The organism is Clostridioides sp. LIBA-6822, from assembly GCF_056688955.1.
This window is the reverse complement of record NZ_CP196995.1, coordinates 4,147,135-4,160,405: the sequence shown is the minus strand read 5'-3', so window position 1 is coordinate 4,160,405 and position 13,271 is coordinate 4,147,135. Positions and strand designations below refer to the sequence as shown.

The window sequence follows — 13,271 nt, the reverse complement described above, 5'->3', positions numbered from 1 at the left end:
TAAAAACAAGTAAAGTGAGGTGATAGTAGTGGAAAAAGCATATAAGTTTAGAATGTATCCAAATAAAAAGCAACAAGAGTTAATTAATAAAACTTTTGGATGTTGTAGATTTGTATATAATAAGTATCTTGCTAAAAAAATAGAATTTTATGAAAATGATAAAGAAACTTTTACTTATAAACAGTGCAGTTCTGATTTGACCAATTTAAAAAGAGAATTAGAGTGGCTTAAAGAACCTGACAAATTTTCACTACAAAACACCTTAAAAGATTTAGAAAACGCATATAAAAAATTCTTTAAAGAAAATGCAGGATTTCCTAAATTTAAATCAAAGAAAACTAATAGATTTTCATATAGAACTAACTTTACAAATGGAAATATTATGTACTGTGGTCAATATATAAAATTACCTAAACTTGGTATGGTTAAAGTAAGAGATAAACAAGTACCTCAAGGAAGAATACTTAATGCTACAGTATCCAAAGAACCAAGTGGTAAATATTATGTATCATTATGTTGTACTGATATAGATATTAAAGCATTTGAAAATACTAATAATCAGATAGGTTTAGATTTAGGAATTAAAGAATTTTGTATCTCAAGTTGTGGAGACTTTATAGAAAATCCTAAGTATCTTCAAAAGTCATTAAACAAACTTGCTAAATTACAAAGAGAACTATCGAGAAAAACAATTGGTAGTTTAAATAGAAATAAAGCAAGATTAAAAGTTGCAAGACTTCAAGAACATATAGCTAATCAAAGGAAGGATTTTCTACAAAAACTATCTACTAAATTAATACGAGAGAATGATATTATTTGCATAGAAGATTTACAAGTAAAGAATATGACTAGAAATAGTAAACTATCTCGCTTAATTTCTGATGTGTCATGGTCAGAATTTGTTCGTCAATTAGAATACAAGGCTAATTGGTATGGTAGACAAATTGTAAAGGTAGGTAAATTCTTTGCAAGTTCACAAATATGCAATAAATGTGGGTACAAAAACGAGGAAATGAAGAATTTAAATATAAGAGAATGGATTTGTCCTTGTTGTAATGTAACTCACGATAGAGATATAAATGCAAGTATAAATATACTAAAAGAAGGATTAAGACTAATAAGAGTTTAAAATAGATAACTTATGTAAGAGCCGTAGGAACTACGGGGATAGCCTGTGGAGAGTTTGTAAGACATATTTTAGTATGCAAAATTCTATGAAGCAGGAACCCTGTGACTTTAGTCATGGGAGGTTCAGAATAGTTAGAGTTGTTTTATAAGGAGGAATAAAAATGGAAACAAGGTATGAGGAAGCAAATAAAATAACCATACAGTCGATACTTTGGAATATAGTATTAACAATAATTAAGATGATAGCTGGGGTTATTGGTAATTCTAGTGCAATGATTGCAGATGGATTACACTCAGCATCAGATATCATAAGTTCTGTAGGAGTATTAATAGGTAACTATGTATCTTCTAGACCAGGAGATAGAGAGCATAATTATGGGCATGAGAAAGCAGAAACATTGGTATCATTCGTATTATCAATATTACTTATATTTGTTTCTATAACAATAGGTATAGAAGCAATTAAATCTTTATTTAACCTAGATGCATTACATGTCCCATCAATATTACCATTAGTGGTATCAGTTATTTCAATCTTGATAAAAGAGTATCAATATAGAATAACAATAAAAGTTGCTAAAAAGATAAATTCTCCAGCCTTAAAAGCTGATGCTTGGCATCATAGGTCGGATGCATTATCTTCAGTAGCTGCTTTTATAGGTATAGGAGGTTCTATTTTAGGATTTAAGCCTTTAGACCCAATTGCATCAGTTGTAGTAGCTATATTTGTAGCTAAGGTAGGAATCAATATACTTATAAGCTCTGTTAATGAATTGATGGATGTTTCAGTTGATGAAAAAGAAATAAAAGAATTAAATTATATCGTAGCTGATACAGAAGGTGTTAAGAATCTAGGGGATATAAAGACTAGAAAACATGGGGCTATGGCATATGTTGATTTAACTATATGCGTTGATGAGAATTTGACAGTTAAACAAGGTCATGACATTGCTACTAAACTGGAAAAACATATAATAAAACATATGGAATTTGTAAAAGGTATAACGGTTCACGTTGAACCATGTACTAATTGTCAAGGAAATAAGTGTAATAAATAATTAAACCTTAAAAAAAAGTGTAAAAAGTTATATAATTGTTTTATGATTATAAACTCTAGGGGTGGTTAAATGAGTAAGAAAAGAAAACTAAAGAAAAAAGCTGCGATATTAATAGGAGTAGTTGTTTTCTTTATAATATACTTTATATCCTTCAAAATAGGATTGAATATGGAAAAGGATAAAAGTGAAGTTCCAAAGAAGGTAGAAAGAGAAGAAGAAGATACTAGGTCTTTAATGACTCAAATAAAAGAGAAGAAGAAGATTTATATATCAGACAAAAATATAGAAAACATAAAAATTGAAGAAGATATGTGGAATGACATAAAGTTCTTTTTCTCAGATTTTAAGAAAGTAAGAAATACTACATCTTCTTATGAAGCAGTTTATGAAGGATATTCTGATGATGGCGTTAAATTTTCTACAGACCTTAATTTTTTTAGAGTATATACTGTAAACAAGGAAGAGTATTATAAAGTTCCAGTTGATTCTAAGAATGCTTTTAAGAAGCTTTTAGATGAGAGTATATATACCTCATTTGACCTTTTAAGTCACTATAAAGATTGGAAAGAAGTGACTATATCTCATGGAAAAGAAATTAAAAAAGTTCATAGATGGAAGTTTGATGATTTAGCACATAAGATGATTTCAAAGAGGGTTGTAGGAAAAGTTCAGCCTGAGAAAAGTAAGGAAAGAAGTGAATATAACTTTACTATAGACATAAAAGGCGATAATTTTGCTGTAAAAGTTGAAACAATGGGAAAAGATTATGTGAAAGTTACTTCTAAGAAAACTGTATCTTATTATGAAGTTCATACAAGTTTGTTTGATTACCTTAAAAATGAGATATTTGAGATTGGAAAGAAATAGGACTTTAAGAAGGCTATCAAATGAGATATTTGATAGCCTAAATTATTTTTTATATATTATTTTTCAACCAACAAGTCTGCAACTTTATAAATTGGACCAGCACCAGCAGTTATTACTAAATCATTATCGTTAACATTTTCATGTAAATATTTTACTATATCTTCAAATTCTTTTATGTAGATAGCATCTACATTGTTTTGATATAATTTTTCAACTAAATCTTTAGAATGTATATCTCCTGGGTCATTTTCTCTAGCAGCATATATATCTGTTATTATAACTTTATCAGCAGCATAGAATGCCTCTGAGAATTCGCCTAAAAGAGATTTTGTTCTAGTATAAGTATGTGGCTGGAAGATACACCATAAAGTAGATTTTTTTAATTTTTTAGCAGCAGCTAAAGTAGCTTTTAATTCAGTTGGATGATGTGCATAATCATCTATTACTAAAGCATTCTTATAATATCCTTTAGCTTCAAATCTTCTTCCTACACCTTTATAAATTTTTATATTTTTTCTTATAGTCTCTAAATCAATACCAGAAACAAGAGCTGCTATTATAGCAGAAGATGCATTGTATATGTTATGAAGACCATATACAGAAAGTTCAAATTCTCCTAAGTCTTTTCCTTGATATTCTATTTTAAATATTCCATGACCACCATTGTCAAAGTGAATATCTTTTATTACAGCATCATTATCAGAGTCTCTACCGTATTTTATAATAGTAGCTTTAACATCATACAATATGTCATCGACATTTTCATCATCACCATTTATTATGAAATAGCCATCTGGAGGTAAGAGCTTACCAAATTTGTTAAAAGAAGCCTTGATTTCATCTATACCAGAGAAATAATCAAGATGGTCTTCCTCAACATTTAGGACTATAGATATTTTAGGGTTAAAATTAAGGAAGCTATCTACATATTCACATGCTTCAGTTATAAAGTGGTCAGAATTACCTATCTTAACATTACCACCTATCATACTTAAGTTACCACCAACTAGTATAGTTGGGTCTAAGTCTGCATATTCAAAGATTGTGGATAACATAGATGTTGTAGAAGTCTTTCCATGTGTTCCAGAAACTGCTATAGAATTCTTATATTCCCTCATGATTTGACCTAAAAAAGTAGCTCTGTTCATTACTAATTTATTTTTTTCTTTAGCAGCTATAAGTTCTTCATTGTCTGGATGAACTGCTGCTGTATAAACAACCATATTTACATTATCTGATATGTTCTCTTTTTTCTGACCAATATAGATAGTTGCCCCTTGGTCTCTAAGTTTGTCTAATAGGTATGATTCGTTTGAATCCGAACCTGAAACTTGGTAACCTTTATTGATACATATTTCAGCTAATGCACTCATGCTGATACCGCCAATTCCTATAAAGTGTATATTCATAATAAAACCACCTTTCTTTTTAATTAAGTCCTACAATATGAACTATTTTTGTGGTATAATAATATAATGTTCAATATTTTATAATTAATATGCATATAATATTATATGTATTTTATTTTTGAATATAATAAAACATAAGTAATATTATACCACAATAAGAATTGTTATGCATTAGTTAGTTTAACGTTATATAAAGGTACTTGTAGGAGGAAATAGTAATGAAATTTAAAAGAACAGAGAGAATTGGAGCGATAGTTAAAATACTATCTGACAATCCAAATAAAATATATACATTAAGTTATTTTACAAATCAATTTAATGCAGCAAAATCAACAATAAGTGAAGATTTATTAGTCGTAAAGAATGTATTTGAAAAACTGCATTTAGGTAAAGTTATAACTATCTCAGGAGCAGCAGGAGGAGTAAAATATATACCTAAAACTTCTATAGCAGAAAATGCAGAGTTCTTAATGGAATTATGTGAGAAAATATGCGACAAGTCTAGAATATTATCTGGTGGTTTTTTATACTTGATTGATTTAATTTATGACCCTACAATAGCTGCTAAAATAGGAAAGATATTTGCCTCAAATATTGAGTATGTAGATGCAGATTATGTTGTGACAATGGAGACAAAAGGTATACCTATGGCACTTATGACTGCAAAAGCTATGAATTTACCTCTAGTTATAATAAGAAAAGATATAAAAGTATCAGAAGGTCCTACTCTTAGTATGACATATGTGAGTGGAAATAGAAGCTCTAAGGTTGAGAGTATGAGTTTGCCAAGAAAAGCCCTTAAGCCAGACAGTAAAGTTATAATTATAGATGATTTCATGAGGGGTGGAGGTACTATAAAAGGAATGGTAGACCTTATGAATGAATTTGGTGCAGAAGTTATAGGTACTGGAGTATTCATATCTACAACAAATCCTTCAGAAAAGATGGTAAAAGATTATATCTCATTAATTCAGTTGGATGTCAATGGAGATAAAATAGTAGTAGAGCCAAATTTAAAGACTTTTAAAGATGAATATAGAAATGAAGATTTAGATGAAGAAGATTCAGAATTTGAATTTGAGATAGATGAAGATTAATAAAAAAAATATTTAGAAAAATATGTAAAAATAAAAAGAGGATATCCCTAGTTGTTCATAGAATTACTTAAAAAACAGTTTATATTAATTTATTCCAGCGATAATAATTTTAATATAAATTAATTTCTGTCAAAATCAAAGGGGGATATTTTGGTATGAAGATAACTGACGTAAGAGTAAGAAAATTAACAGAAGAAGGTAAGATGAAATGCATAGTTTCAATAACTTTCGATAATTTGTTTGTAGTACATGATATAAAAGTTATAGAAGGCCATAATGGCCTATTTATAGCAATGCCTAGCAGAAAAGTAGGCGAAGGAAATTTCAGAGATATAGCTCATCCAATAAATGCAGAAATGAGACAAGTTTTAGAAGATGCAGTTTTACAAGCATATCATGAAGCATTAGTTCAATGGGAAGTAGCTGCTGAATAATAATAAATATATAAAATGGAGAGAGCCCGAACATTTAGGCTCTTTTTAAATGTAGAATTTGTATTAAAATATGTACTTTTTAGTAAAAAAGTGCTATATTATTAGTGATAATGTATATGTTGTATACAAATTGTCAAATAAATGTATTATAATGTATATTGATTGAGAGAATAATACGAATAAAATTAAATTAGATTGAATGGAGTGTATCAATGAACTTTAAAGCTATAATCCTTGCCGCAGGCAAAGGAACAAGAATGAAGTCTAAATACCCAAAAGTTATTCATAAAGTATGTGGAAAAGAAATGGTTAACCATATTATAGATGTTTCAAAAAAATCAGGTGTGAAAGATACTGTTGTGATTTTGGGGCATGAAGCTGATGTAGTAAAGGAAAAACTAGCAGAAGAAACTATAATAGCTATGCAAACAGAACAGCTTGGAACAGGACATGCTGTAAAGATGGCTAAAGAATATATTAATGATGAAGATATAATAGTTGTACTTTGTGGAGATACTCCACTTATAAAGGAAGAGACACTAAAAAAATTATTTGAATATCATATAGAAAATAAATATCATGCCACAGTTCTTACAACAAGAGTTGGAAATCCAACAGGTTATGGTAGAATAATAAGAGATAAGAAGGGCGACCTTCTTAGAATAGTGGAACAAAAAGATGCAAATTCAGAAGAAAAAATGATAAGTGAGATAAACTCTGGAATTTATTGTTTCAATGGTAAGAGCCTTAGAGAAGCATTGGATTTGTTAAATAATAACAATGCACAAGGCGAATATTATTTAACTGATACTGCTAAAATAATGAGAGATAAAGGTCTTAAAGTTGGTGCATTTGCAGGTTCAACTATTGAAGAGCTTATGGGTGTTAATTCAAGAGTAGAATTATCAAAAGCAGAAGAGATTATGAGAAGAAGAATAAATGAATCTCATATGGTAAATGGAGTGACTATAATAAACACTAACTCTACCTATATAGAATCTGATGTTGAGATAGGTAATGATACTATAATATATCCAGGTGTTATGTTACAAGGAAAAACAAAGATAGGTTCAGATTGTATAATTGGAATGAATTCATCTATAACAAACTCAGAAATAGGTGATGGTACAGAAGTAAAAAATTCAACTATAATTGATAGTAAAGTTGGAGAAAATACTACTATTGGTCCATATGCATATTTAAGACCAAAGAGTAACTTAGGAAACAATGTAAAAATAGGTGATTTTGTTGAAGTAAAAAATGCTATTATAGAAGATGGTTCAAAAGCATCTCATCTTTCTTACATAGGAGACGCACATGTTGGTAAAAATGTAAATATAGGATGTGGAGTAGTCTTTGTAAACTATGATGGTAAAAATAAGTTTAAATCAGTAGTAAAAGATAATGCATTTATAGGTTCAAATTCCAACCTAGTTGCACCAGTAGTTGTAGAAGAAAAAGGATACATAGCAACTGGTTCAACAATAACACATGATGTTCCAGATGGAGCTTTGGCAATAGCTAGAGAAAGACAAGTTATTAAAGAAGGTTGGGTAGAGAAGAAGAACCAAAAAGATGAAGAAGGTAAGTAAGTATTAGTTTATTATTTTGGCTAATAAATTTAGCTCGAAATTATTATAAATTATATTCATTAGGATTTTAAAATTTTCAGGAGGGTTACATAAATGAATACTAGCGGAAGCGAGATTAAAATTATTGCAGGTAATTCATCGAAAGAGTTAGCACAGAAAATAGCTGACTATATAGGTGTATCAGTGCTAGACTGTGAAGTAGGTACATTCAGTGATGGTGAAATATGTGTAAACATGAACGAGACAGTAAGAGGTTGTGATGTGTTTGTAGTACAATCTACTAATAGCCCAGTAAATGATAACTTAATGGAGTTATTAATCTTAATTGATGCATTAAAGAGAGCATCAGCAGGAAGAATAACAGCTGTTATTCCTTACTATGGATATGCAAGACAAGACAGAAAAGCTAAGGCAAGAGATCCAATCACTGCTAAATTAGTTGCAAACTTAATAACTGCTGCTGGAGCAGACAGAGTATTAACAATGGATTTACATGCAGCTCAAATACAAGGATACTTTGATATACCACTAGACCACTTATTAGGTGGAACAATATTAGCAGATTATTTCAATGAAAAGAAAATAGAAGATTTAGTAGTAGTATCTCCTGACTTAGGAAGTGTTACTAGATCAAGAAAATTTGCTAATTCTTTAAATGGAGAAGTGCCAATAGCTATAATAGATAAGAGAAGACCAAAAGCTAACGTATGTGAAGTTATGAACTTAATAGGTGATGTTAAAGGTAAAAATGTTATACTATTAGATGATATGATAGATACAGCTGGAACAATAGTTAATGCGGCAAATGCACTTAAAGAGTTTGGTGCAAAAGATGTTTATGCTTGTTGTACTCATGGTGTATTATCAGGACCAGCTATTGAGAGAATTTCTAATTCAGAGATAAGTGAGTTAATAGTTCTTGATACTATACAACTTCCTGAAGAAAAAAGAATAGATAAGATAAAGATAAAAACTGTAGCTCCTTTATTTGGAGATGCTATAAGAATGATATTCTCTAACGAATCAGTAAGTAAATTATTCTAATTTATTAGATTTATAAGAGTTGTTTAAAAGGATGTAAAACTTTTGAACAGCTCTTTTTTGATATTTTAATTTATATAGCTGTTTTTTATTTATTATAAGAGTGTATGTGATTTTAGAAAAATATTATGGTTTAAAATTTATGTATAGATACGTAAAAGAAATCTGGAAAAGCACATAAAAATATGAATATTATGAATATAAAAAATATTTGGAAAAAGTATTGAAAAATTTCAGATTATGTAGTATTATGTAAATATAAACAAAGAAAGAGGTGTTTCCAATGGGAAGGTCAGAAGATGAACCCCTAATACTTAAATGATTCAGTCACAATCTAGAAGGAATATAAAAGTCTATTGAAAGTTTATTTATAAGAATTGAAAATAGTATCTATTCTATATCTTTGATGTTTGTGAGAGGGTTCTGGATTATATAAAGTTACTGTAAAGAAAGTAATTTTGCACAATGAGCATATCTGTAAATGAAGAGTTTCATTTATATAGTGATTGTGGCTGAATCATAATTAAAAGAGATAGAATGTTTATAATAGATGATTTTAATAAAATACTATATTGTAATAGCTTCTAGCTTTCAAATAAATATTAGCAAAGGATGGAAATGACAATGATAAAACTAAATGATAATTTATAAATATCTCCTTACGATATATGATAATTGTAGGGAGATGTTTCTTTTTTTGTATAGTATAATTATTTGTATGAACTGTGTTTTAATATGTAAAAAATTGGTATATATAAATAATATAAACTTAGTTGATAAAATTTGGTAACTATTATATAATATAAGTGGATATGTATATATAATTATGCATTACCCTGAATTTAATAAAAATAGAAACGTTGATATATGTTCTGTGATTTGGGCGCCTTAGAACATATGGAGTTAGTGGTGCAACCGGCTATGGAATTGTATTTATTTATGGATACTTTTATTTTCATAGCATTTTTTGTTTTAAAATGGTTATATGCTAGAAATAAATCTGGTTAGTACGTGTAAATAATTTTACTTAGATTTTTAACCAGATATATTATAAGGAAGTATTAATTAAAAAATTTGAGGGGGAATAAAAATGAAGTTAAGAAAGAATAAAAAAGGTTTCACTTTAGTGGAATTATTGGTAGTAATTGCAATTATAGGTATATTAGCAGTAGTAGCAGTTCCAGCTTTATTTAGTAATATAAATAAGGCTAAGGTAGCAAGTGTTGAGTCTGATTATAGTTCAGTTAAAAGTGCAGCATTATCTTATTATTCAGATAAGAACACAATGCCACCTAGTGGTGAATTAGATGCATTAGAGACTTACATGGATACTCTTCCAGACAAAGCAGACATAGGAGGAGGATATAAATTACTTTTAGTTAATAATAAATTAGCATTAAAGATAGGTGATGGTACTGCTGCTGATGGAGTTACATTAACAAAAGCACAAATAGAGAAATTATTAAGTGATATAGGACCAAAGAAGATATACACAGAGAATACACTAAAAACTGAGTTACAAAAAAATTCAACATTAAAAGATGGGACTCTATATATAGTACTTATAGATAATGCTGAAATGGATTCAACAAATAATTAAAGTAATATTTTTACAAGAAATATTATAAATTCAATGAAAAATATGATAAAAAAGACAGGAAGAAAATCTTCCTGTCTTTTATACTATTTTCTTTAATATCCAATCACAAATGATGATATAATTGAGATAGTAAAGGAGTGAAATCTGTGGCTAAAAAAGTTAGAATAGGAGACAAACTGGTTGAAAAAGGATACATAACAGAAGACCAGCTTAAATGGGCATTATCAGAACAAAAAAACAGTGGAAAAAGACTAGGAGAATTTCTAGTACAAGAAGGTCTTATAGATAGTAACTTATTAATAAGTGTATTAAAAGAACTTTTGGATATAGAAAGTGTATTTTTAGAAGGAACAGAAATAGACACATTAGCTACAAAGATGGTTCCAGAAAATATATGTAAAAGATATGCTGTATTTCCATTCAAAATCGATGGAGACAAGATATGTCTAGCCATGTCAGACCCACAAGATAGAGAAGCAGTTCAAGATGTAAGACGTATGTCAGGTAAAGATGTAGAGATATTTATATCGAGTGCAGAAGATATAAACAAAGCAATAGGTCATGCTTATGCACATTCAGAAATAAATAAAGCTATGACTGAGTACAACAAAAACAGAACTGGTGGAGTAAGAGAAACAGTAATACTTGAAGAAGATGTAAATGCAGCTCCAATAGTAAGATTAGTAAACAACATACTAGAAAATGCTGTTAGAATGGAAGCAAGTGATATACATATAGAACAAAGTGAAAATTACATGCGTGTTAGATTTAGGATAGATGGAATGCTAAGGGAATATATGAGAATGAACTCAGCGCCATACAAAGCAGTAGTAAGTCGTATCAAAATAATGTCAGATATAAATATATCTGAAAAGAGAATCCCACAAGATGGCAGAATCTATTTAAAAGTGGATAACAAACCTATAGATTTTAGGGTTTCTACAATGCCAACTAATAGGGATGAAAAGATAGCCATGAGGGTTCTTGATAAAAGTAATTTTATGGTTAGTAAAGAAGTACTAGGAATAGATGAACATGGCTCTAAGATATATGACGAGTTGATAAACACTCCTTATGGACTTATATTGGTGGTTGGACCTACTGGAAGTGGAAAGACAACTACACTATATTCAATGTTAAATCAATTAAATACAGAAAATAGGAACCTCCTAACAATAGAAGACCCTATAGAGTATGAATTACCTGGTGTAAATCAATCTCAAATAAATGAAAAAGCAGGTCTTACCTTTGCCAGTGGACTTAGAGCTTTTATGCGTCAAGACCCAGATATAATAATGGTTGGGGAGATAAGAGATACTGAAACTGCAGAAATAGCAATTAGAGCTTCTCTTACAGGACATTTAGTTTTAAGTACACTACATGCAAATACAGCAGTTGGAGCAATTTCACGTCTTTTAGATATGGATGTAGAAAGTTTCTTGATAACATCATCCGTTTTAGGGGTAATATCTCAAAGACTTACAAGAAAAATATGTGAGCATTGTAGGGTTTCATATGAAGCAGACATTGGAGAAAAAAAGGCTCTTGGTATTGATGTAAATGAATCAGTAACTATTTATAAAGGAGAAGGCTGTGAAAGATGCAATAATACAGGATATAAGGGGCGTCTAGGTATATTTGAAATGCTTGAAATTACACCAGAAATAAAAGAGTTAATAGATTCATCTGCCAATCAAAGAGAAATTTTAAAGGTAGCTAGAAAACAAGGTATGATTAGTCTAAAAGAGGATATAGTTAAAAAGGTTTTAAATGGAAAGACAACAGTAGAAGAAATGATTAGAATAATTTTGATGACTGATTAAAGGATGATATTATGAAAAGTTTTAAGTATACAGTAATAAAAGAGGATGGAAAAAAACAAACTGATGTAATTGAAGCCAATGATTTTAATGAAGCTAGAAGTCTACTTAGAAAAAGAAATCTTAGAGTTCTCGAAATTAAAGAGAGCAAAAGTAAAAACATAAGCGTCTTTAATAGAAAGAGAAAAAAAGACTTAGGAGCTGACCAGATAAGCCACTTCTGTAGACAGTTTGCTATTATAGTATCTTCTGGTATAAATAGTATCTCAGGTCTAGAAACATTAGCTAGAAGGTCAACTAATGTTACCTTGAGAGAAGAGATTAATCGTATAGTAGCAGAAATAAAAATAGGTTCTACTATTGCAGATTCAATGCTTTCATCAAAATCAAAGTTTCCAAAATTACTTGGGGCTATGATAGCTACAGGTGAGGCTACTGGTAAATTAGATGAAGTACTAAAAAGTATGGCTTCATTTTATGATAGTGAACACAGGGTTAAGCAAAAGCTTAGAAATGCGGCAACATATCCATTAATAGTTTTGATTTCTTCCTTTGTAATGATTTTTATATTTACAGCATTTATGGTGCCTAAGATGGTTAATTCAATTACAACAGTAGGAGCATCTCTTCCACTTATAACAAGAATTGTTATGGGGTTTGGTGTGTTTATGAAGAATTTTTGGATAATAGTACTTCTAGCTATTATATTGTCTATTTACCAATTTAAGAAGTATCTAAAAACACCCATTGGTAGAGCACATAAAGATAGAGTCATAAATAAGATTCCTATTTTAGGAAAAGGAATAAACTGTATGGTGGCTACACGGTTTTCAAGAGCATTGTATCTATTTGTATCAACAGGATACCCTTTAGTTCAGGGGCTTGATTATATTATAGATAGTGTAAATAATACCATGGCAGAAAAGATTTTGGCATCAGCCAAAGATGGAATAACAAGAGGTGAGGGCTTAGCAGAGAACTTAGAAAGATATACATATTTTGATTCTGTGCTAGTACAGATGATAGCTATAGGGGAGCAGACAGGGGAGTTAGAGAATATAAGTAGACAGATGGCCGAATTCTATGAGTATGAATCCGAAATTTATTTAAATAGGATGGCATCAATGATAGAACCTGTTTTAATAATTGCAGTTGGTATTATAGTTGCGGTACTGGTTGTATCAATATTTATGCCAATGCTTAGTATATATGATGCTATGTAGGA

General features: G+C 29.7%; 11 protein-coding genes and 1 riboswitch. Of the genes, 10 read left to right on the top strand and 1 reads right to left on the bottom strand.

Annotation, left to right across the window (positions count from 1 at the left end):
* Nucleotides 1–19: 19 nt before the first annotated feature.
* The 3 genes from tnpB to ACTG48_RS19730 all read left to right on the top strand — a co-directional run bounded on the left by tnpB (nt 20) and on the right by ACTG48_RS19730 (nt 3,053).
* Complete coding sequence (gene tnpB / locus ACTG48_RS19740; RefSeq protein ID WP_479917768.1) at nt 20–1,129, top strand: IS200/IS605 family element RNA-guided endonuclease TnpB; 1,110 nt, start codon at nt 20–22, stop codon at nt 1,127–1,129.
* 160 nt (nt 1,130–1,289) lie between these two features.
* Nucleotides 1,290–2,186: a cation diffusion facilitator family transporter gene (locus ACTG48_RS19735; RefSeq protein ID WP_021386415.1), complete on the top strand. Its 897-nt coding sequence runs from the start codon at nt 1,290–1,292 to the stop codon at nt 2,184–2,186.
* 69 nt (nt 2,187–2,255) lie between these two features.
* Nucleotides 2,256–3,053, top strand: a complete 798-nt coding sequence (locus tag ACTG48_RS19730; protein ID WP_021386411.1) for a hypothetical protein — start codon at nt 2,256–2,258, stop codon at nt 3,051–3,053.
* Between the two features lie 56 nt (nt 3,054–3,109).
* Here the strand turns inward: ACTG48_RS19730 and murC are convergent, their stop codons facing one another.
* Nucleotides 3,110–4,462, bottom strand: a complete 1,353-nt coding sequence (gene murC / locus ACTG48_RS19725; RefSeq protein ID WP_021386408.1) for a UDP-N-acetylmuramate--L-alanine ligase — start codon at nt 4,460–4,462, stop codon at nt 3,110–3,112.
* 218 nt (nt 4,463–4,680) lie between these two features.
* Between murC and purR the strand changes: the two genes are divergently transcribed.
* From purR to ACTG48_RS19690, 7 genes are all read left to right on the top strand, one after another.
* Nucleotides 4,681–5,559 (top strand): pur operon repressor, encoded by an 879-nt coding sequence (gene purR / locus ACTG48_RS19720; RefSeq protein ID WP_021386395.1) that lies wholly within the window; start codon nt 4,681–4,683, stop codon nt 5,557–5,559.
* Nucleotides 5,560–5,714: 155 nt separating this feature from the next.
* Nucleotides 5,715–5,993: a septation regulator SpoVG gene (spoVG, locus tag ACTG48_RS19715; RefSeq protein WP_003421453.1), complete on the top strand. Its 279-nt coding sequence runs from the start codon at nt 5,715–5,717 to the stop codon at nt 5,991–5,993.
* Between the two features lie 212 nt (nt 5,994–6,205).
* A complete protein-coding gene (glmU, locus tag ACTG48_RS19710) occupies nt 6,206–7,585 on the top strand; it encodes a bifunctional UDP-N-acetylglucosamine diphosphorylase/glucosamine-1-phosphate N-acetyltransferase GlmU (protein ID WP_021386422.1) in 1,380 nt (459 codons plus the stop codon).
* A gap of 93 nt (nt 7,586–7,678) precedes the next feature.
* The gene (locus ACTG48_RS19705; RefSeq protein WP_021386410.1) at nt 7,679–8,629 is read left to right on the top strand and encodes a ribose-phosphate diphosphokinase; all 951 of its coding nucleotides are present in this window, start codon (nt 7,679–7,681) and stop codon (nt 8,627–8,629) included.
* A gap of 841 nt (nt 8,630–9,470) precedes the next feature.
* A riboswitch (cyclic di-GMP riboswitch) is annotated at nt 9,471–9,556 on the top strand.
* A 160-nt stretch (nt 9,557–9,716) separates the two neighbouring features.
* The gene (locus ACTG48_RS19700; protein ID WP_021386429.1) at nt 9,717–10,226 is read left to right on the top strand and encodes a type II secretion system protein; all 510 of its coding nucleotides are present in this window, start codon (nt 9,717–9,719) and stop codon (nt 10,224–10,226) included.
* A 146-nt stretch (nt 10,227–10,372) separates the two neighbouring features.
* Nucleotides 10,373–12,049 carry a GspE/PulE family protein gene (locus tag ACTG48_RS19695; protein WP_021386406.1) on the top strand — a complete coding sequence of 559 codons (1,677 nt, stop codon included), beginning with the start codon at nt 10,373–10,375 and terminating at the stop codon, nt 12,047–12,049.
* Nucleotides 12,050–12,060: 11 nt separating this feature from the next.
* Nucleotides 12,061–13,269 carry a type II secretion system F family protein gene (locus ACTG48_RS19690; RefSeq protein WP_021386397.1) on the top strand — a complete coding sequence of 403 codons (1,209 nt, stop codon included), beginning with the start codon at nt 12,061–12,063 and terminating at the stop codon, nt 13,267–13,269.
* Nucleotides 13,270–13,271: the final 2 nt, after the last annotated feature.

What these genes read in the sequence shown, in the direction of transcription:
- ACTG48_RS19735 (WP_021386415.1), top strand. Translation starts at nt 1,290, where the DNA reads ATGGAAACAAGGTATGAGGAAGCAAATAAAATAACCATACAGTCGATA.
- ACTG48_RS19730 (WP_021386411.1), top strand. Translation starts at nt 2,256, where the DNA reads ATGAGTAAGAAAAGAAAACTAAAGAAAAAAGCTGCGATATTAATAGGA.
- murC (WP_021386408.1), bottom strand. Translation starts at nt 4,462, where the DNA reads ATGAATATACACTTTATAGGAATTGGCGGTATCAGCATGAGTGCATTA.
- purR (WP_021386395.1), top strand. Translation starts at nt 4,681, where the DNA reads ATGAAATTTAAAAGAACAGAGAGAATTGGAGCGATAGTTAAAATACTA.
- spoVG (WP_003421453.1), top strand. Translation starts at nt 5,715, where the DNA reads ATGAAGATAACTGACGTAAGAGTAAGAAAATTAACAGAAGAAGGTAAG.
- glmU (WP_021386422.1), top strand. Translation starts at nt 6,206, where the DNA reads ATGAACTTTAAAGCTATAATCCTTGCCGCAGGCAAAGGAACAAGAATG.
- ACTG48_RS19705 (WP_021386410.1), top strand. Translation starts at nt 7,679, where the DNA reads ATGAATACTAGCGGAAGCGAGATTAAAATTATTGCAGGTAATTCATCG.
- ACTG48_RS19700 (WP_021386429.1), top strand. Translation starts at nt 9,717, where the DNA reads ATGAAGTTAAGAAAGAATAAAAAAGGTTTCACTTTAGTGGAATTATTG.
- ACTG48_RS19690 (WP_021386397.1), top strand. Translation starts at nt 12,061, where the DNA reads ATGAAAAGTTTTAAGTATACAGTAATAAAAGAGGATGGAAAAAAACAA.